This is a genomic window from Winogradskyella sp. 4-2091 (assembly GCF_045765065.1).
Taxonomy (GTDB): Bacteria; Bacteroidota; Bacteroidia; order Flavobacteriales; family Flavobacteriaceae; genus Winogradskyella.
Map to the genome: position 1 here is coordinate 46974 of NZ_JBJKOD010000002.1, position 21323 is coordinate 68296.

A 21323-nucleotide genomic window follows, 5' to 3' on the forward strand; every position below is an offset into this window, starting at 1 on the left:
TTAATATGAAAAATATACAAAAAGCTTTAGTTTTTGTTTTCTTTCTAGCTACATTTTTTTCCTTTGCACAAGGTATAGTTACGGGTACTATTATTGATGATGAATTTAGTGAGCCAATGGCCTTTACTAATGTATTGGTAAAAGGAACATCAATTGGAATTAGTTCTGATTTTGACGGAAAATACCAATTAGAATTAGAAGAGGGTACATATACTCTAGTATTTTCATTTGTTGGTTACACAACTAAAGAAGTTACTGATGTTGTTATAAAAAATGGAGAAACGGTTATATTAGATATTCTATTAGAAACTAACTCTTTAGACACAGTAGTAATTACAACGTCTACAAAACGAAATACTGAAAGTGCCGTACTTAACTTACAGAAAAAATCTGTAGTAGTTATGGATGGTATTTCTGCACAAGCCATTAAAAACTCTGGTGCAAGTAATGTTGCAAGTGCTGTGAAAAGCGTACCAGGTGTTTCTATTCAAGGTGGTAAGTATGTTTACGTGCGTGGATTAGGTGACCGTTACACTAAATCGATTTTAAATGGTATTGATATTCCTGGTTTAGATCCAGATAGAAATACAATTCAGATGGATTTATTTCCTACTAATATTTTAGAAAATGTAATCGTTATAAAATCTGCATCTGCTGAATATCCTTCAGATTTTACTGGTGGACTCGTAAATATTGTAACTAAAGATTTCCCTTCTAGAGCAGAATATACGTTGTCATTAGGAATGGGTTACAATCCAGATATGCACTTCAACAACAACTATTTAACCTCTACCGGAAGTGATACAGATATTTTTGGATATGATGATGGTACAAGAAGTTTACCTATTCACAGATACCAACAAATACCTGGTACTTTTGAAAATAGATTACTATTAACGACGTTAACTGATAGATTTTCTAAAGAACTTAGAGCTAAACAACAAACTAGCGGAATGAACTTTGATTTTGGGTTTACACTCGGAAATCAGTACGACTTAGGTGATAACAAAATAGGTTATTTAGCGTCTTTCTCTTATAAAAATGAAACTACGTTTTATAAAAATAGAGAAGATGGTGCTTTTGTAAAGAATTTTGCTGATTCTGGAAACAATGAATTAAGCTCAGTATTTGATTCAAAAGGAGCAGAAGGAACTAACAACGTTATTATGAATGGTATGTTAGGTTTAACTTATAAAACAGATTTATCTAAATATAAGGTTAACTTTTTACATATTCAAAATGGAGAATCTAGTGCTGGTTTTTATGATCAGATTATATCTCAAGATGCTGTTGGTGGAGGTTTAGAACCTTTAACTAAAAATGCCATTACCTATACAGAACGTTCTGTAACAAACCTTTTATTTTCTGGGACGCATCGCTTAAGTGATAAAGAAAACCCAATGAATTTAGAATGGAAAATAGCACCTACGTTTTCTAAAGTAATGGATAAAGATCATAGAATTACACCATTACAACAAGCTGATAATGGTGATTCATTTATTAGTCCATCTGCTTCTACGTTTCCAATTCAACTTTGGAGGAATTTAATTGAAGAAAGCTGGTCTGGTAAAGTAGACCTAGACAAAAATATTGAGTTATTTGGTCGTGGCGCAAAAATTAAATTTGGTGGAGCTTACACTTATAAATTTAGAGATTTTAGCATTGATGATTATACGTTTAATATTGCAGGTGACGACGCCTTTATAGCAAGTGGAGATGTAGATCAATTATTAAACTCTAATAATATTTGGAATCCTACTACAGATAACGGTACGTTTTTAGTTTTTGGAGATCAATTTAATGCTAACGATGCTTATGAAGGTGAGCAAACTATTGGAGCTACTTATTTCTCTACTGAATTTAACCTTTCAGAAAAATTAAAAACAGTATTAGGTGTAAGAACTGAATATTTCAGTTCTTATTACACAGGTCAAAACAATACAATTGTTTATGATAGAGAACCAATTTTAGATGAGTTGGATGTATTTCCATCTGCCAATTTAATATATTCCTTAAATGATGATATTAACTTAAGAGCATCATATGGTAGAACAACAGCAAGACCATCTTTTAAAGAGGCGTCTGTGGCACAAATATTTGATCCTATTACAAGTCGTTTATTTATTGGAAATATTGATTTAGCTCCAACGTATATTAATAATTTTGATGTAAGATTTGAACGCTTTGGTGAAAATGGTCAAATGTTTGCTGTTAGTAGTTTCTATAAAGATCTTACTGATCCTATCGAGCAATCATTCTTTTTACAAGCACCAACTCAAATTACAGTAGATAACTTAGGAAACGCTAAAGTATATGGTATTGAGTTTGAATTAAGACAACGATTAGGTTTCTTATCTGAAGGTTTAAATAATTTGAAATTAAACGCTAATATTTCATTCATGACGTCTGAATTAACGATGTCTGATGGTGAATTTGAAAGTAGAACACTTGCTGCTAGAGATGGAGAAACTGTAGAAAGAGAAAGAGATTTACAAGGGCAAGCACCTTTTTTAATTAATCTTGGCTTAGACTATAACAATTCAGATTTAGGTTTACAGACTGGTTTATTTTTTAATGTACAAGGCCCAACTTTAGAAGTTGTTGGTATTGGTTTAGTACCAGATGTATATACGCAATCTTTTAATAGTTTAAACTTTACGTTTAATAAGACATTAGGAGAAAGTAAAAAATCTTCTATTGACTTAAAAGTTACTAATATCTTAGGTAGCGAAAGATTAAGTGAATACGAGTCATACAAAGCATCTAACCAAACATTCTCATTAAGAGATCCAGGCACAGAAATATCTTTAGGTTATTCTTTTAAATTCTAAGGTTTAAGAACACATAATTCCTAAAAGCAAAAAAGGCTTTCTGAAAATCAGAAAGCCTTTTATTTTTATGTAATCTATTAACTATCTATTTCTAATAGCCACTTTAGTTTTGTTGTCCCATTTATTAATATTCACAACACGAGAATCGATATAGTCAACTTCCTTTAAAGAATCACCTTCCCAGAAGAACCACTTACCAACTTTTTTTCCTGCTTCGTAAGTACCAACCGTTACTTTATTCCCATCAACATCAAAGCTAGTCCATTCACCTTGTAATTTACCATCTGAATCAAAAGCACCCGTTTGAGATACTTCTCCACTTTCGTGGTAATACGTAGCAATAGTTAAATCACCTTTCTTTTCTAATTTTGTTTCGTTTATATCTTGAGCGTATGTGAAGCTTACACTTAGCATCACTAATATCATTACTAAATTTTTCATATCTATTTGGGTTTAATTTAATATTTACTTTACAAATATAACATTAATTTTACATTTGAACAACATTTACATAACATTAAATTAACATTAGAATCATTAATGTCTGATTATCAATAATTTAAAATGCCACTAAGATTAACAATCCGTCTCATATTAAAAGATGAATTTTATAAAAAACACTAATTTTGAAATCATTAATAATTAATAAAAGTACAATAACCATGATAACCGTTGACAACATGCTAGCAAGATCGATACTGATGGTGACCTGCTTTATTTTATTTAATCATTCAGCTTTTGGTCAAACAAAAAACGAAAAAGAAACACGGATTAAATTGTCTAGTTTCCCTGAATTGGCTCAAGAAGTCATTAAAAATTTACCTGAAAAATGTAGACGTTTAAAATACTTTTTGGAAACTGATGGCAGCAAACGCAGTTTTGAACTTAAATTTAAATTCAATAAAAAACGTTACAGTCTAGAATTTTCTGAAGAAGGAAAAATTGAGGATATTGAAGTTGTAGCTCAATTAAGAGCAATCAATCCTTTGACCAAAGGAAAAATTGAATCACACCTATCTCAAACTTATCTCAAGCATAAATTCATTAAAATTCAAAAGCAATTTGTTTATACTACAGACTTTGATCGCTTAAACTTTGTAAATAACCTTCTACAAAACGAAACAAACGTCTTACCTAATTACGAAATAATTGCGGAAGTAAAATCAAATAAAGGAAAAGACACAAGAGAATTCACTTTTAATAACAAAGGTGAATTTTTAAAGTATAGAATCTTAAAGCCATCATCTTACGAGCATGTACTCTATTAAAAAAGTACTTTTACTACATATAATTTTATTAGGTCTAAACCTTAATTCTCAAAACGATTTTGAAGGACTGGGCGAAACCGCTTTTTCCATAAACCACAAAGTTAATAGCACATATAAGACTAATTTTGCCATTAAAAGTCGTTATTATTTGTATCAAGATGAGTCCTTCAGTTTTATAAATAGACAAATAGATTTAGTTCATTTTTCTACGCTTGCCTTAGATTATAACCACAGTCTTAGCTTAGGTATACAATATAGAATAAGAGAATCTATAGATGAAGGAAGCGACGAACTTAGATTGGTACAACAATTTAATTATACCAAAAAAAAGAATGCTATTCGTTTTGGCCACAGATTTAGAACTGAGCAACGCTTTCTTAAAGACCTTACTATTTTGCGCACGCGTTACCGTTTTGCTATAGATTTTCCGCTAAATGGTGAAAAACTAGATATTGGAGAGCCTTATCTGGTAGCATCAATGGAAGGATTACTTAGTACAAGTTCTAAATTAAAACCAGAATTAGATCATAGAGCTACATACCAAATGGGTTGGCTTCTATCAAAAAAGTCTAAATTTCAATTTGGTTTTGAATATCGATTTGAAGCTTTAAACATTAATACTGAACACAAATTATTTATTCTTACATCTTATATTCTAAAGGTATAAATTCTAAAATTCGTCGTTAAAATTCAATTTATTTGGATGAAATGACAACTTTTAATAATAACAATTAGATAACATTATTTTAGAGATAAAAACGGTACTTTGCGTTCAATTTTTAGCATCCTTTTAAATGGAAAACCTATATGTCTATATGCTTGCTGCATTGGCTTTTTTAGCCATAGCAGATTTAGTAGTTGGTGTAAGTAATGACGCTGTTAACTTTTTAAATTCTGCAATAGGATCTAAAGCTGTTTCATTTAAAACCATAATGATTGTCGCTAGTATTGGTGTTGCTGTAGGTGCAATGACCTCTAGTGGAATGATGGAAGTGGCCAGAAAAGGCATATTTAATCCTGGCGAATTTATGTTCAATGAGATTATGGTCATTTTTATGGCTGTAATGTTAACAGACATATTACTTCTTGATTTTTTCAACACACTCGGAATGCCTACTTCCACTACAGTTTCTATTGTATTTGAATTATTAGGAGCTTCCGTTGCTGTCGCTTTAATTAAAATTTATGCTGATAGCGAACAGTCTATAACTGACTTATCAATTTATATCAATAACGACAAAGCGATTCAAATTATATTAGGAATACTGCTGTCCGTTGTTGTAGCATTCTCCGTTGGAGCCATTATTCAATATGCTTCTAGATTGTTGTTATCCTTTAAATTTCAAGAAAAACCATCTTGGTATGGTGCAATTTTTAGTGGTATTGCAACCTCTTCAATTTTGTATTTTATACTTATTAAAGGGATTAAGAATGCAAGCTTTATGAATGACGATATAAAGTCATTAATTTCTACAAATCCAATAGCTTTAATTGGCATCAGCTTTTTAGTTCTTACTGCAGTATCATATTTACTTATAAAGTATAGTAAAACCAATATATATACGGTAATTATAGTCGTAGGTACTTTTGCATTAGCAGTGGCTTTTGCAGGTAACGATTTAGTTAATTTTATTGGTGTTCCTATTGCCGCTTTTAACTCTTACGAAGCATGGTCTGCAAGTGGTGCTCAACCAACTGAATATGTAATGACCGCTTTAGGCGAACCTGTACAAACACAACCCTATCTTTTATTAATTGCCGGACTCATAATGGTATTAACACTTTGGTTTTCTAGTAAGGCAAAAGCTGTTGTAAAAACCTCAGTAGATTTATCAAGACAAGATGATGTAAAAGAACGTTTTGAACCAAATTTCCTATCTCGAAGTATCGTTAGATTTTCAATGGGTATCTCAGAAAGTCTTAACGCAGTGCTACCAAATAAATATAAAGTTTGGTCAGATCAGCAATTTATAAAACCTAAAGTGATTGTTAAGGAACAAGATATTCCGGCTTTTGATTTAGTGAGAGCTGCCGTAAATTTAATGGTTGCCAGTGTCTTGATTTCTATAGCGACTTCAATGAAATTACCATTATCTACAACCTATGTTACTTTTATGGTTGCCATGGGTACCTCTTTAGCAGATAGAGCTTGGGGCAGTGAAAGTGCTGTGTATAGAGTTGCTGGTGTTTTAAATGTAATTGGCGGTTGGTTTTTTACAGCATTTAGTGCTTTTGTAGCTGCTGCGATAATGGCTTACATTCTATATTACGGTCAAGGTTACGCTTTAGTTGGTTTATTAGTATTAGCTGTGCTTTTATTAATACGTAGCTACATGGCGCACATTCAGAAGTCTAAGGTAATGAAGGTAGAAGATCAGTTAGAAAAAGCTGAAAGCAGTTCTACTCAAGGTGTTATCCAAGAGAGTGCTACTAATATTGCTAGTGTTGTAAGACGAGGAAACAAAATATATACTTCGGCAATTAACGGTCTTGCAGTTCAAGATTTAAAATTATTAAAGAAAAATAGAAAACAGATAGATAAGCTTTCAAATGAAATTGATGACTTAAGAGATCATATCTTTTATTTTATTAAGAATCTTGAAGAGCCAAGTTTATCAGCAAGTAATTTCTACATCAATATATTAGGTTATTTACAAGATATGACGCAGTCATTAGATTACATATCTAAAGTAAGTCATAAGCATGTTAACAATAACCACAAAAAATTAAAGTTTAGTCAAATTAAGGAGTTAAAAGAGTTAGATGCTCGTATGGAAGCTTTATTTACTAAAACTCAAGTCGCTTTTGAATCTCGTTCATTTGAACAAATTGGTGCAGTTTTAGCAGAACGCTCTGATGTCTATGGTTTAGTTAAAGAAAAGATTCAAAAACAAGTTGAGCGTACACGAAGTGAAGAGTCTAGTCCTAAAAACACAACGCTATATTTTAGCTTATTGTTAGAGACTAAAGATCTTTTAACTGCAACAATGAATCTGCTTGAAGAATACTTTGGCGCCCATGACAGTTCTGTAGAACCAGCCAAACTAGCTAACGACCAAGAAGAATAAAAATATAAGGATACAATAAACAGCCCAATATTAGCGTATTGGGCTTTTTATTTGACCAAATGTTAATTTTTTTTGTCTTTCAACGTCCAAAACAATCAACCTATCGTATATAGAACTATAAAACTAAATTTAAACCAAAATTAAAATAATGAAAAAAATTTCAATCTTATTAGTAACAGCAGTTTTATTAAGTTCATGTGTATCTAAGAAAAAGTTCTTAGCTTTAGAGCAAGAACATGGAGAAACAGTTAGTGAACTAACTAAAACTCGAGTAGAAAAAGAAGAATTAGAAAATAAATTTGCAATTATAGAGGCACGTGTTAACCAATACAACTCTAAGATTCAATCTTTAAATAGTGATGTAGAAGGCTTAACTTTAGAAAACAAATCTAAATTTCAAGTTTCTAAGGATGGTACTGTAGCATCTGGAGCAAGCAAAGAGAAAATGCGTGCTACATTATTAAATGTTAGTCCTGAAAAATTAGCTGGAGCTAAAACTTTAAAAGATTCAATGAATTTAGCGATTCAGTACAATTTAAGTAAGGCAATGAACACCAATGATCTTAACGAAGATGAAGACATCGTTGTTGATATTAACGAAACTGTAGTAATGATTTCTATTGATGATGATATGTTATTTAGCACTGCAAGTTACAGAGTAGGTAACAAAGCTGATAAAATCTTAAAGAAGTTAGCAGACGTTATTAACTCAGAGCCAAGCTTAGACGTCATGGTAGAGGGTCATACAGATTCTAGATCAATCAACACAGAGAAGATTTCAGATAACTGGGAATTAAGTGTTTTACGTGCAACTTCAGTTGTAAAAAAATTACAAAACCAGTTTAACGTTGCTCCTGAGCAATTAATCGCTTCTGGTCGTAGTAGTTACCAACCTCTAGTAGAAAATGATACTTGGTCTAATAGAGCTAAAAACAGAAGAACACGTATTATTTTAATGCCAAACATTGACAAGTTCTTTGCAATGATGGAAGAAAAATAAGACATTGTTTATAAAATATAAGTTGATTTAAACTTACTAAAAAAGCATCCTCCCGAACAAATCGGCATTGGATGCTTTTTTTGTTTTGAAACGTTTATAACGCTATAAAGTAAGCGTTGTATACATATAATAATCTAGCAACAGCACAATTAAATTATGGATAAAGTGAATTACAATACCATACCACAATGTGTTGTACTTACTCCTTAAATAGCCCAAAACAAGACCAAATGGAAAAATCCATAACAAACTTATAAACGAAAAATGAACTAATGCAAATATAAAAGCTGTCGCAATTATTGTAATTCTTTCACTGACTATCTTTTGTAGTTGATTAAACAAGAAACCTCTAAAGGCTAGTTCTTCAAATATTGGAGGCAAAATGGCTATAAATATTATGGACCAAAATAATGGATAATTTAAATAAACATAGGTTTCATAATAATTTTCATCTATAGCTTCAAAAAAATACGTGTTTAAAAACTCAAATGTGTAATACACTGAGAAGGCAGAAAAGATGGGGAATATAATAGTGAATATTATTATTCTCCAATTTATAACAGGTAATTTATAAAGCTTTAAAATGACTTTAAAATCAAACACTGCAAAGCCCAAAACTAATAAAGCGAATATACCTTCAGTAGTAAGTTCCGAACTAAGACTTTGCTCTATCTCAGAATTCACGTAGTAACTCAGAGCTATAAAAACTAAAAATACAACGTAGAAAACTATAATAAGATTTAACGTTCCTGCTCTATTTTCTATGATAGATTTCTTTATTTCTACACCACAATTTGGGCAAAATTTTATCTCATTCTCAAAAGTTACTTGACATTTTTTACAACTAAAAGTCATTTAGATACAGCTATTAATTTACTTCCTTATAGATGAGGCAGAATATACACCTTTACCCAAATAAGCAATTATTAAAATTTTAAAAATTATACCTTTTATAATAGTTGCAGGATCAATAATTGTTGAAATAATAATGGTGGTTAAATATAAAAGTAATCCTAATAAAATGGCCACCAAAGGTTTTTTGGACGTCCAAGATCCTAAAAGAAGATAAATAATACCTAAAACTACGTTAGTTACAAGTACAGAGGCATCTTGATCTGTAAAAAAGAAAATAAAGCCAAATAGCATGGTAACTCCAGCGATGATGTACAACACATTTCTCGCCGATTTAATTTTTTTATCAGCATCTAATTCATTGCTTTTTTTCATGATATTTCTAGCATGAAACTGAGCTACATCTTTTTCTGTACCATGTTCTGGAAAGCCACATTCTGGGCAAAAAACAGTTTCAGCAATCATAAGTGTGTTGCATTTAGAACACTCTAAATTCTTAACTTCTGTAAGTATAGGTTCTTCCATCTAAGCTTATTTGGGGAATTATTTCAACAATATAGAAAAAAGTATCTACTTTAGTAAACATCCAATAAATACTCGTTATGATTAAAACTATTCTCGTTGCATTTCTAAGTTTTACTTCACTAATAGCTATGGCTCAGAACGTTTCTGCCAAAAACGTATTAGAAAAAGCTATTGACTACCACGATCCAAACGATAATTGGCAATTATTTAATGATAAGTTCACTGTAGAAATGACGACACCAAATTCTGCAAAACGCACTAGTCATATCTCAATTAATTTACCTGCAGAATTTTTTGAAGTAGAAGCAACAAAAGATACAATTACTACAACCTATACTCTATCAAAGAAAACTTGCGAAATGCACTATAACGGTAAGTTATTAGATAGTATAGCTGCTAAAGAAAAAAAGATGTCGTGCGATAGAGCTTTACTTTATAAAAACTACTACACGTATCTATATGGCTTACCAATGAAATTGAATGATCCTGGCACCAACCTAAACGATAAAGTTGAAAAGAAAACCTTTAAAGGTAAAGACTATTTGGTTTTAAAAATCACTTACGATGAATCTGTTGGTAGCGATGTTTGGTATTTTTATTTTGATCCTATAACGTATGCTATGGAAATTTATCAGTTTTTTAAAACTGATGATAACGGAAACGAAAAACCAGATTCTGGAGAGTATATTCTACTATCTGATGAAACCATTGTATATGATATTAAAATGCCTAAAGTAAGAGCATGGTATTATAATAAAGGGGACAAGTATTTGGGGACTGATAGTTTGATTGAGGATTAATACATATATTCTTTATAGTATAGAAAAAGCATCTCAAAAATGAGATGCTTTTTTTATCCAATATTATGTGCTCAGTTATTTTTACTTCCCTAAAAGTTTCGGCAAATAATCCAATGCTACTGGGTCACGATCTTTGAAATACTTTTTTGCATTTTCAGGTATCCATTTATCAAATATAAACTTCCTAAATGTCGGTAATACCTCTAAAGGATACATCCTAGCTTCAACATCCTGCCTGTCATCAAGAAATGAATGGTCATAATGCTTGTGTGATCCATTAAATTTGGAATCTATCTTTTTAAGATAGTTTGAAAACATTCTACCAACAGAAATATCTGGCATAATTTGTTTTCCAGTTTGTCCTTTGTCTGGAATTTCATAGCCGACTTTTTCCAATTCAGCATTTAGAGTAATAAATAATTCACTTATAACCGAAAAATAATTTCTATCTAGTTTGTGAAGGTTGTCCTTATACCTTAAGTAAAAATTAGGATATTTACTTCTATCAATTTTTCCATAAAAACCTTTCTTTCTAATTGAAGGGATAACTTCTTCGAATAACCAGTCTTCAAACTTTTCGGCCGATTCTAATTTCGATTTCACTGTAAGCCTATAAACATTTGGCTCATTGATTAGCGTTACTTTTTGGTTTCCTCTTTGAGTCGGGATGTCGTGTTTCACGACACCTTTAATTTTACAGTGCCTACCTATAGCATCTCTGCCGTTGGAATAACCCAACACATTAGTAACGTCAGCCGCTACAAACCATATTTCTCCTTTAATTTCTAATGTCCTAATCTCGTTAAACAAATGTTCTTCTTCTGATTTAAATTTGAATATTTCTACTTGCATTTTTTTAATTTTAAGTTATTATTTACATTATGCGTAAACCCTTTTTTTTATGTTTACACGGATATCTATATGGTTATTCATAAGTAATTCAGATTCATAAAGCCTGAAAAACACTACGAGTTTAAACCATTAATTCGTTTATGGAAATATTTAACTTGGTAGAAATATTCAAATTTCGTTTCTTTGCAGAACGAAAGCGAGACGAGTTAATCTCATTTCTATTTTTTCATACAATATTAGGGGTGTGATCCAAATTTGTATTAAAATAAACCAAGAGGAATGTTTCACGATGTTCCTTTTTTTTATGTCTTTTTTCTACTCTTCATCTTTTCATTTAATTAAACATACTTTTATCATCAATTCAGCTATCATTTCCTAAATAGGTGTGTTAAAATAAATTATTAATAAAATTTATTTTAATACACTGTTTTTCAAGTGATTAAACCAATAATATTATTTTAAAATTTCGCCTAAAAAAACCACTCTACACTATATAGAGTGATCTTTTAATAATTAACGCTTATGTATTTTCCCTAGCTGTTACCCTTCACAGCTAGTACATTCCTTCTTTTGCTTAAACTTCTGTGCAGCATTCATACTATGTTGGTAGTACAATGATTTTACACCTAATTGCCATGCAGTAACATAAAGCTTATTAATATCCTTTACAGGCATATCTGGATGCACCATAATGTTTAATGACTGTGCTTGGTCAATATGATTTTGTCTATTAGCAGCTTGATAGATAATAGTCATTTGATCTATTTCTGAGTAAGTTTTAAACACATCCTTCTCGTGATCTGTAAGACCATCTAAGTGCTGTACTGAACCATCGTAATCTCTAATGCTTCTCCAAATTTCTGATGTATTCATTCCTTTTTCTTCTAATAGAGCTGTTAAAAAAGGATTCTTAATCGTTGTTTTAATTTTAGCAATATCTTTTACATAACTATTAGACCATATTGGCTCAATACCTTGTGATACTTGACCTAGAATAAAAGCTGAAGATGTTGTTGGTGCTACAGCATTTAAAGTGGTATTACGTCTTCCGTAACCTTTTAAGACTTCTGGCTCACCAAATAACTTTGCTAATTCTTCTGAAGCCTTAACCGATTTTGTTTTAATTGTTTTAAATATTTCACTATTTAAATCAAAAGCTTCCTTGCTATCAAAACCAACCATTTTAGATTGTAATAATGAGTGCCATCCTAAAGCGCCTAATCCTAAAGCTCTATTTTCTTTTGCGAAATTGTAAGCCTTCTCCATAAACATAAACGTCTGTCTGTCATCTCTATCTGCAGAATCTCTATAAACCTCTAGCTTAGTGATAAATTCTTCTAAAACAGCATCTAGGAAATAAACCATAGTTTCTACTGCGTCAGTATCTTTCCACTTATCATAATGTAATAAGTTTATAGATGATAATACACATACAAAAGACCATCTTTCGTTGGTTGGCAACATTATTTCAGAACATAAATTACTTGCGTAAATTTCATGTTTATTTTCTCGGTATACTTCTGGAGCATTATTGTTAGCATTATCCTTAAAGAAAATATAAGGATATCCTATTTCGCCTCTACGTTGTAATACTTTGGCCCAAATAGCACGCTTATCTGTATCACCATCAATCATTTCTTGCATCCACTCGTTACCTACAGTAACACCATGCGTTAACTCTTGAATTGGATTCCCTTCTGTTCCTATTTCTAAAAACTCATGGATATCATTATGTTCAATTGGTAAATAAGGAGAAAAACGACCTCTTCTTACAGAACCTTGACTAACTACATCAACCATTTTTTCAAACAATTGCATAATATGTACAGCTCCAGAAGACTCTCCATTATTTTTTACTGGTGCACCTCTATGACGAAGTTTACCAAAATAACCAGAAGTACCACCTCCTAGTTTAGACATCATACCTACTTCAGATTGTGTGTAAAGAATATCACCCATATCATCAGATATATGCGAACCAAAACAACTAATTGGCAAACCTCTCTTTTTACCAAAGTTAGACCAAACTGGCGATGCTAATGAATAATAACCTTCTGCCATATAGCCATAAAACTTATCTGCAAAACCATCAATACCTAAAATCTTTTCTGCGTTGTTCGCAATTTCTCTAATTCGCTCTTCAGGTGTTGTGTCTTCAGTAAGGTAACCAGATGCTAAGAATTGACGACTATGGTCTGTTAACCATTTAATTTCTGGCTCTGACTTTGCTTCTTTTATAGCTTCTTTTCTGGCTTTTAATAATTCATCGTGATTTGAGGTTTTTGTAGTTTCTAAATTTGCTTTTAGTTCAAGGTCTGGATTAATGTGGTCGTTCATAATTTAAAATAGGTCGTCGCTAGTTATACTTTTTGTTCTTTTGCTATAGTTGATAGAACGTTTCACGAAGAAATCTCCATGTTTCGTTCCTATAATTTCATCATCAAACCATTCGGTTTGCTCTAATAGTGTGTCGTTTACATCAAATACTTTTTCAATGCCAATACTTTCTAATGAATTATTGAATCTATTTTTAATAAATTCATTAATCACATCTTTTGGTAAAAATTCTAATTCACCTGCTTCAAAAATCCAATCCACAAGTTTACTTTCAGATTTAAATGCTTCTTCACAAAGTTCTCTTACTAAAGCACTGTGCTCTGCATCAAACCATGTTGGGTTTTCTTCTTTAATAATTCTTATAATGTCAATACCAAAATCACCATGAATTTGCTCTTCTTTTGAAGTTGCTTCTACAACATTAGAAACTCCTTTAAGCATGTTTTTATGCTTATTAAAAGCCATAATAATTAAAAATTGAGAGAATAAAGACACATGCTCAATAAAAAGAGAAAACAATAAAATTGATTCTGCATACTCCTTATTATCTTCACTTTTAGCGTTTTTTAAAGCCGTTTCTAAATAATGAACACGTCTCATTATTACTGGCTTTTTCTTTAAGTGCTTAAATTCATTGTTAAGACCTAATATTTCTAATAAGTGCGAATAAGCATCATGGTGACGTACTTCACTCTCTGCAAATGTTGCACCTACTGCTCCAATTTCTGGCTTAGGCATTTTATTATAAATCTCTCCCCAAAAAGATTTTACTGCAACTTCAATCTGCGAAATTGCGAGCATTGTATTTTTAATAGCATTCTGTTCTACAACAGTTAATCTTGTTTTAAAATCTTGAATATCACTTGTGAAGTTAAATTCAGAATGAATCCAATATGAGTGTCTTATCGCATCAACATATTCATTTAAAGCAGGATACTCATAAGGCTTTAAATTAATACGTTTTTCAAAAATATTTGTTTTTCTGCTTCTGGCTTGTTCATCTCTATACAGTATGTATGCCTTAGCAACACCTGGAAAAGAACTAACCATTAACTTTTCTTCTACAAGATCTTGTACTTCTTCTACAGTAGGCAAGTAATTATGGTCTAAACCTTTTCTTTCTAAAAGCGTTTGTAAAACATTTACAGAAATTTTATTCGCATCTTCTTTTGATCCATTACCAACGGACATCATTGCCTTTTCAATAGCATTAGAAATCTTATTTAAAACAAACGGACTTGTTTCATAATCCCTTTTTATAATCTGCGTAATTTCCATAAATTTTTAGTTTAAAGCCTAACAGTCATTAGAACGATTTTAACCGTTCAAAACCATATTAATAAATCCGTAAAATGTGTTTTATTTTTCCCTAACAAGGAATAACTGAGACAACGTTTGTATAAAATTCAGTTTCTAGATCGAAAAAAATTAGAATGAATGATAATATTTTGTCCTGAACAAAGATTGACATTTGTTGTTAAAAAAGAAAGGGTATGTTATAAACGTTTTCAACAAGTTTTTAACAAACTCTTGTATCGCCCATAAAACGTACATTCTGCATAAAAACTGGTTAACCAATTGATTTACAGTAATTTAAAATAATTTTTAAATTTAAAAAAATGTAGGTTTTATCGTGTTAAAACTAGGCCTAGCAGTGAAGTTTATTAGTGGTGATACTTATAAAATAATGTTAAAATTACAAACAAAAAAGAGCACTGTTTAAGTGCTCTTTTTCCCCTAATAACTAACTTTAAATTAATGCGCATCAATTTTTTCACAAATTGATTACAATAATTAACACTGAAATGAAAAATCAGATTTTCTAAATCGTAATTTTATCAAATTAATAGCTTGAATCCGAAAAAGCAAAACCCTCATTGTGCTTATATACATTCGATTTCATAACTCAAATATCATTATAATATGCTTATAATCATGATTCTAATGTATGATTGGTAAAAAATAATGTATAAATGGTTTTACCTATTTATTCAAATTAATATTTAGCATTCTATACACAAAACTATGCATTGCACACATCTTTACACCCAAAATATTTATTATATACATATATTTATATGAAATAAAAGCACCACATGTTAAAAGCAGTAATTGTAGACGATGAACCTAAGGCTATCCAAAGTTTAATTTGGGAGCTTAGTAATTTTAAACAGGAGGTTGAAATTATGGCATCTTTTTCAAACCCAGATGAAGCCCTAAAGTTTTTAAACTCTAATACTCCAGACTGCTTGTTCTTAGATGTGCAAATGCCAACTATTGGTGGGTTTCAATTTTTAGAACAAATAAATCACTCCGATTTTGCCGTAATTATTACTACTGCTTATGATGAGTATGCTATTAAAGCTTTAAAGCACGAAGCCATAGATTACCTTTTAAAGCCTATTGATTCTGACGACCTAAGAGAGAGCATCTATAAAATTAAAAAACACAACGAGCGCAGCATTAACTCTAATAAATTAGAGCGAATGCTCACAAATTTTAATTCTCAACACGACAAAAAACGGATTACAATAAACACAGATGGTAAATTGCTTTTTTTAGATGTTGATGATATAGTCTACATAGAATCAGACGGCAACTACAGCACATTATTTTTACAGAATCAAAAAAAAATTGTAGTTACCAAAAAACTTAAAGAGGTAGATGCTATTTTACCTGAGCACTATTTCTTCAGGATTCATAACTCCTATATTATTAATTTGAATAAGATTAAGGCATTTATAAAAAACGAAGGCTATGTTATTATGGATAGTGATCAAAAAATTCCTGTAGCACGTCAACGAAAATCAGATTTTTTAGAAAAACTCTAACCTATGAAATCTTTGTACCCAAAGCAAGTATTTTGTCTCTGTTTAATTATCTTACTTATCAGCTTAAATAGTAGTGCACAGCAATTATCATTTGAAAACTCACTATCATTTGTAAACAAAAATCATCCCACTCAATATTCTCAATTAGATTCAATATTAAAGCCGTTTGAACAAGACAGTTTAAAAATGAAACATCTACTCGCAGTTTCTGCAAAGAATCGTAATTACGAGGCCTCATGTTATGCGCTAAATGCTCTTGGTATTGTTAATAGAAATATTTCTAATTACGACTCGTCTATACGATACCATCAAAAAGCTAAAATATATGCAGATTCTGCTAAAAGCATAGAATTAAAAATCATTAGCCTTAATATGATTGGTGTTGCTTACCGAAGAATGGATATTATTAAACCAGCACTAGATTACCACACTGAAGCTCTAAAAACCGCCTATTCTGTTGAAAGCCCTTCACAGACTGTAAAACGGAGTATTGCTGTATCACAAAATAGTATTGGTAATATATATATGGCATTGAAGCAATTTGATTTAGCCATTACCCAATTTAAAAAGTCTCTAAAAATTGAAAAGGATGGCAATAACAAATTAGGACTTGCCATTAACTACCACAACATAGGATATGCAGAGGAAGCAAAAGGCAACCTAGAAGGTGCTTTGACTAATTATCAAAAATCATTAGAATACAATAATGCTATAGACTCTGAAATAGGACGTGTAATTTGTTTCAATAGCCTTGGTGCCATTTACTTAAAACAAAAAAAATACGATGAAGCAGAACCAATTATAAGAACAGCTCTTGATAAAGCCTTAAACCTAGATGACCAGTTCTATATTGCATCTTCGTATCTCAATTTAGGTACATTACAATATAATTTAAAGAACTATGAAACATCGGAAAAAAACTTAAAGAAAGCACTAAATATTGCTAGTTCTTATAATCTTAGATCCTCAGTTGCCGAAGCTAGCAAAATGCTGTCTAAAATTAATGAGGAATATAAAAATTACGAAGTTGCTTTAGATTACTATCATCAGGCCGTAGACATTGAAAACACCATCTTAACCGAGCAAAACTTACAATACGTTAACGACATTGCTGTAGAATATGAAAATGTAAACAAGAATAATCAAATTAAAGCTTTGGCTTTAGAAAACGAATCGGTTAGACTTCGATTAGAGCGTAATAAAAATATACTATTATTTACTTCTCTACTTTTGGTCATTATAGGAACCATTTTATATATCATGAACAGGACCAAGGCTTTAAAACGCGATAAACATATTTTAACTTTAGAGCAAGATATGTTGAGAAGTCAAATGAATCCTCATTTCATTTTTAATTCGCTCAATTCCATAAAGCTTTACATTATTAATAACGAAAAAGAAAACGCTGTTTATTACCTCAACAAATTCTCTAAACTCATTAGAAAGATTTTAATGGCTTCAAAAGAAAAAGAAACATCGCTTAATGATGAACTTGAAACTATGAAACTTTATATGAACATAGAGAACATCCGTTTTTCTAATGAAATAGATTTTAAAATTAATGTAGATCCTTCTATAAACACTGAAATCACTAAAATCCCTTCTTTAGTTCTTCAACCTTTTTTAGAAAATTCCCTATGGCATGGCTTATCTTCTAAAGACAGTAATAAGAAAATAGAACTAAATGTTAGTAAAACGTCTTCAGATTTCATTAATGTTGAAATTATTGATAATGGTATTGGTAGAGCTGCATCACAGAAAATAAAAAAACAAAAGAAACTACAACGAGACTCTGTAGGTATTGACATAACAAAGGCGCGATTATCAAACTTCTCTGAATCTTTTGAAAACTCATACACTCTAAAAATTGAAGATTTATATGAGAATAATCTACCATGTGGTACTAAAATAACACTGCAAATACCTACAAAAAAATTAAAGGAAAATATTCACAAACTAACCTCCAAAAGCGCTTAACATAGAACCATATTTGGTAGTATCAATAGAAAAGTCTGTTTCTTCTAAGCCAACGCACTCCATTGTCATGTTGTTTTTAGATTTCTTTTTGTCTTCATAAATCATTTCCATCATTAACCCATTTTCTGTGTACTTTTTCATAATGTCTGCATCAAGCCCTTTTGGTAAGTTTTTAGAATTAGAAGCAAATGCGCTACTCAGACTTACAGGAACATCATCCGTAATGTAAAATGTAATTTTCATTTTATCATTCTCTGTAACGTAGCCTTCACATTCATAGCCATTGATAGTTTTAGAATCTATTTCAGTAAATGAATAATCAGACATATCATCATTAGAGCTAATATCTGATGCTTTTAATTTAGTCTTTTGTACTACCTTTTTTCCCATCATTTCCATAAACATTGCTGTAATTTGTAGATCAGAATCCATTACCATAAAAATCTCTGAGTCTGAACCAGATTTAGACATTTCTTCGCTGTTAAAACCAAAATAAGATTCATCTTCATTAAGATAATAATCAAAAGTAATATCGCCTTTTTTATGGGTCATTTTTAATTTGTAGATATAATCAAATTCATATGAATCTGGAAGTTCTACTTTACTTGCTTTACCAATTTGAGAGAAGGCAGTTTGAAGCGTTAATAAACAAAATATAAATAGTAAGTTTTTAGAAATAATTGAAGTTTTCACTAGGTTTATTTTTTAGATTAATTACTCTGAAATTAACAATTAAAATCTATATATCAGAAGTTTATGTATAAACAGAGGCCAATATTGTATAATCGGAAGATAAATTTACCACTCTTATTAAAAGAACAAATTAAGATGGAACACAACTAATTGGAAAATATTAATCACTTACGATTATAACCATCGGCAACTTTCTCTAATTCAGCATACCAATCTTCTCCAAATTTTCTAATTAAAGCTTCTTTTACAAATTTGTAAATTGGCACTTGTAATTCTTTCCCCAAAGTACAAGCATCATCGCAGATTTCCCACCTATCGTAATTAACACCAGAAAACTCAGTATATTCTCTAACTCTTATAGGATATAAATGACAAGACACTGGTTTTTTCCAAGTAATCTCTCCTTGGTTATATGCTTCTTCAATGCCGCAAAGTGCCGTTTTTTTCTCATCAAAAATAACATAAGCACAATCCGCTCCATTAATTAATGGTGTCTCCAAGTCACCAAAAGCAGTAACAACAGATGTACCTTGTGCTTCAATAGCTTCAATGCCTTCTTTACGTAAAAATGGTTTTACTTTAGGATATATATCTTCAAGTATTTTTACTTCATCTTTATCTAAAGGCGCACCTGCGTCTCCATCAATACAACAAGCGCCTTTACATGCTGAAAGATTACAGACAAAATCCTTTTCTATGATGTCTTCTGAGACAATAGTTTTTCCGAGTTGAAACATGTTGTAAAAATACTTAAACTTAAACTATTTCAAAGTTGAAATGTTATTTATCATCAATTAATATTGCATATCTCCAATAATGTCGCACCTTTGCAAAAAATTTGAGACCCTAAAGGTTTTATTTGATTTTAAAGCACTAAAAAACAGCAGTTTAAAGTCTATTTTTATATTCTAAAACACATTTTAATATGGAATTACAATTCGATTTTAAAGAAATATTTACAGCCTTTATGGTACTTTTTGCAGTTATTGATATTATAGGTAACATTCCTATTATTATGGATTTAAGACAAAAAGTTGGTCATATACAAAGTGAAAAAGCATCTATCATTGCTGGTGTCATTATGATTATATTTTTATTTGTAGGGAAAAGTCTCTTAAACCTAATAGGTATTGATGTCAATTCTTTTGCTGTAGCAGGTGCATTTGTAATCTTTTTTATTGCACTAGAAATGGTTTTAGGCGTAACTCTTTATAAAGACGATGACCACGATGCTATGACGGCTTCTGTGTTTCCATTAGCGTTTCCTCTAATGGCAGGACCTGGTAGTTTAACAACATTGTTATCTTTACGTGCAGAATTTGCGATCGAAAACATTATTGTTGCTGTTATTTGCAACGTTATTTTAATTTACATTGTATTAAAGACTTCATCTAAAATCGAAAATTTTATTGGAGCTAATGGTATTAAAATAATAAGAAAAGTTTTTGGCGTAATTTTACTAGCGATTGCTGTAAAATTATTTGCTCATAATATTAAAGAATTGTTATCTTAAAAAATTAATCATGAAAATTTTCACAATTATACTAACTGTAATTGCAGTAGCACTTATCATTTTTAATACAACTAAATTAAATTTTGATGCTCTATTAACTGGAGAAAGTCAAACGGCATTAATCACAATTATTACAGCACTTTGTGCAATTATACTGTTACAAATTTTAAGGATATCTAAAAAAATAGAGAAACTTTCAAAAAAAAACAGAGCCTAAATAACTAATTTAAAACTTAGTATTTAGGCTTGTAAAACTGGTGTTCTTATACTAGTTTAACGATGTATAAGTGACATCAAAAGAACCTTCGGTAAAAGTATATGTAGTACCACCAGCTAAAAGAGCCTCTCCTACAAAATTAAATGTACCAGAAACTTTTCTGGCTTCTACATTATGTGCCGTAATGGTTAAACTACCCTCTGATGATATAAAACCATCACCATTACTATCATCATAGCTTGCTACCAATTGTAAACCCTCTACAGTGTATGAATCGCCTGCATTTGCACTAATAGGAAAATTAATAACAACATTATTACCGTTAGCCTCACTACCAGAGATAGAAATTGTGGAGCCTTGAACTGTAATAAAACCGTTTACAAATTCAGGATTGTAATCTGAGCCATTAATTTTTGAATAAAAAGAATTATCATTAACAGAATTTGGAGACGAATTATCATTATCTCCACAAGACGCTATGACAATTGCTAATACCATGCATAAAATTGATTTTAATACTTTCATTTTAAAATAGAATTTAATTTAACTAATTTATTTA

At 30.7% G+C, this 21323-nt stretch carries 19 protein-coding genes; 10 read left to right on the forward strand and 9 right to left on the reverse strand.

The window, feature by feature from the left end; genetic code table 11:
• Positions 1-5: 5 nt before the first annotated feature.
• Entirely contained in the window at positions 6-2831 is a 2826-nt protein-coding gene (locus tag ACJBCC_RS02615; protein WP_407556322.1) for a TonB-dependent receptor domain-containing protein, read from the forward strand.
• Positions 2832-2912: 81 nt separating this feature from the next.
• Here the strand turns inward: ACJBCC_RS02615 and ACJBCC_RS02620 are convergent, their stop codons facing one another.
• Complete coding sequence (locus ACJBCC_RS02620) at positions 2913-3272, reverse strand: toxin-antitoxin system YwqK family antitoxin (RefSeq protein ID WP_407556323.1); 360 nt, start codon at positions 3270-3272, stop codon at positions 2913-2915.
• 185 nt (positions 3273-3457) lie between these two features.
• On the opposite strand from ACJBCC_RS02620, the gene ACJBCC_RS02625 reads away from it, so the two are divergent.
• The 4 genes from ACJBCC_RS02625 to ACJBCC_RS02640 all read left to right on the forward strand — a co-directional run bounded on the left by ACJBCC_RS02625 (position 3458) and on the right by ACJBCC_RS02640 (position 8167).
• The gene (locus ACJBCC_RS02625) at positions 3458-4099 is read left to right on the forward strand and encodes a hypothetical protein (RefSeq protein WP_299098528.1); all 642 of its coding nucleotides are present in this window, start codon (positions 3458-3460) and stop codon (positions 4097-4099) included.
• Positions 4086-4766, forward strand: coding sequence for a DUF2490 domain-containing protein (locus ACJBCC_RS02630; protein WP_299098527.1), 681 nt, complete (start codon positions 4086-4088; stop codon positions 4764-4766). Before ACJBCC_RS02625 ends, ACJBCC_RS02630 begins: the two co-directional genes overlap by 14 nt.
• 127 nt (positions 4767-4893) lie before the next feature.
• A complete protein-coding gene (locus tag ACJBCC_RS02635) occupies positions 4894-7167 on the forward strand; it encodes an inorganic phosphate transporter (protein ID WP_299098526.1) in 2274 nt (757 codons plus the stop codon).
• A 148-nt stretch (positions 7168-7315) separates the two neighbouring features.
• A complete protein-coding gene (locus ACJBCC_RS02640) occupies positions 7316-8167 on the forward strand; it encodes an OmpA family protein (RefSeq protein ID WP_299098525.1) in 852 nt (283 codons plus the stop codon).
• A 102-nt stretch (positions 8168-8269) separates the two neighbouring features.
• Here ACJBCC_RS02640 and ACJBCC_RS02645 read toward each other — a convergent pair whose 3' ends face one another.
• Complete coding sequence (locus ACJBCC_RS02645; protein ID WP_299098524.1) at positions 8270-9022, reverse strand: CPBP family intramembrane glutamic endopeptidase; 753 nt, start codon at positions 9020-9022, stop codon at positions 8270-8272.
• Between the two features lie 18 nt (positions 9023-9040).
• On the reverse strand, positions 9041-9544 hold the full coding sequence (locus ACJBCC_RS02650) for a zinc ribbon domain-containing protein (RefSeq protein ID WP_299098523.1): 504 nt from the start codon (positions 9542-9544) through the stop codon (positions 9041-9043).
• A gap of 77 nt (positions 9545-9621) precedes the next feature.
• Here ACJBCC_RS02650 and ACJBCC_RS02655 point away from each other — a divergent pair, with 77 nt between their 5' ends.
• Positions 9622-10344, forward strand: coding sequence for a DUF6503 family protein (locus ACJBCC_RS02655; RefSeq protein ID WP_407556324.1), 723 nt, complete (start codon positions 9622-9624; stop codon positions 10342-10344).
• Between the two features lie 81 nt (positions 10345-10425).
• Here the strand turns inward: ACJBCC_RS02655 and ACJBCC_RS02660 are convergent, their stop codons facing one another.
• From ACJBCC_RS02660 to ACJBCC_RS02670, 3 genes are all read right to left on the reverse strand, one after another.
• Complete coding sequence (locus tag ACJBCC_RS02660) at positions 10426-11196, reverse strand: Bro-N domain-containing protein (RefSeq protein ID WP_407556325.1); 771 nt, start codon at positions 11194-11196, stop codon at positions 10426-10428.
• Positions 11197-11736: 540 nt separating this feature from the next.
• Positions 11737-13533, reverse strand: a complete 1797-nt coding sequence (locus ACJBCC_RS02665) for a ribonucleoside-diphosphate reductase subunit alpha (RefSeq protein WP_407556326.1) — start codon at positions 13531-13533, stop codon at positions 11737-11739.
• Between the two features lie 3 nt (positions 13534-13536).
• Complete coding sequence (locus ACJBCC_RS02670) at positions 13537-14811, reverse strand: ribonucleotide-diphosphate reductase subunit beta (RefSeq protein WP_299098520.1); 1275 nt, start codon at positions 14809-14811, stop codon at positions 13537-13539.
• Positions 14812-15629: 818 nt separating this feature from the next.
• On the opposite strand from ACJBCC_RS02670, the gene ACJBCC_RS02675 reads away from it, so the two are divergent.
• The gene (locus ACJBCC_RS02675) at positions 15630-16364 is read left to right on the forward strand and encodes a LytTR family DNA-binding domain-containing protein (RefSeq protein ID WP_299098519.1); all 735 of its coding nucleotides are present in this window, start codon (positions 15630-15632) and stop codon (positions 16362-16364) included.
• Between the two features lie 3 nt (positions 16365-16367).
• Entirely contained in the window at positions 16368-18341 is a 1974-nt protein-coding gene (locus ACJBCC_RS02680; RefSeq protein ID WP_299098518.1) for a tetratricopeptide repeat protein, read from the forward strand.
• Here the strand turns inward: ACJBCC_RS02680 and ACJBCC_RS02685 are convergent.
• Both ACJBCC_RS02685 and ACJBCC_RS02690 read right to left on the reverse strand, forming a co-directional pair.
• Positions 18321-19034 carry a DUF4412 domain-containing protein gene (locus tag ACJBCC_RS02685; RefSeq protein ID WP_299098517.1) on the reverse strand — a complete coding sequence of 238 codons (714 nt, stop codon included), beginning with the start codon at positions 19032-19034 and terminating at the stop codon, positions 18321-18323. The two genes, ACJBCC_RS02680 and ACJBCC_RS02685, sit on opposite strands and share 21 nt — an antisense overlap.
• A 164-nt stretch (positions 19035-19198) precedes the next feature.
• Positions 19199-19771, reverse strand: a complete 573-nt coding sequence (locus ACJBCC_RS02690) for a DUF3109 family protein (RefSeq protein WP_299098516.1) — start codon at positions 19769-19771, stop codon at positions 19199-19201.
• 188 nt (positions 19772-19959) lie between these two features.
• Here ACJBCC_RS02690 and ACJBCC_RS02695 point away from each other — a divergent pair, with 188 nt between their 5' ends.
• The gene (locus ACJBCC_RS02695) at positions 19960-20547 is read left to right on the forward strand and encodes a MarC family protein (protein WP_299098515.1); all 588 of its coding nucleotides are present in this window, start codon (positions 19960-19962) and stop codon (positions 20545-20547) included.
• 10 nt (positions 20548-20557) lie between these two features.
• Positions 20558-20764 (forward strand): hypothetical protein, encoded by a 207-nt coding sequence (locus tag ACJBCC_RS02700; protein WP_407556327.1) that lies wholly within the window; start codon positions 20558-20560, stop codon positions 20762-20764.
• Between the two features lie 51 nt (positions 20765-20815).
• Here the strand turns inward: ACJBCC_RS02700 and ACJBCC_RS02705 are convergent, their stop codons facing one another.
• Positions 20816-21289, reverse strand: coding sequence for a DUF6252 family protein (locus tag ACJBCC_RS02705; protein WP_299098513.1), 474 nt, complete (start codon positions 21287-21289; stop codon positions 20816-20818).
• Between the last annotated feature and the right edge of the window lie 34 nt (positions 21290-21323).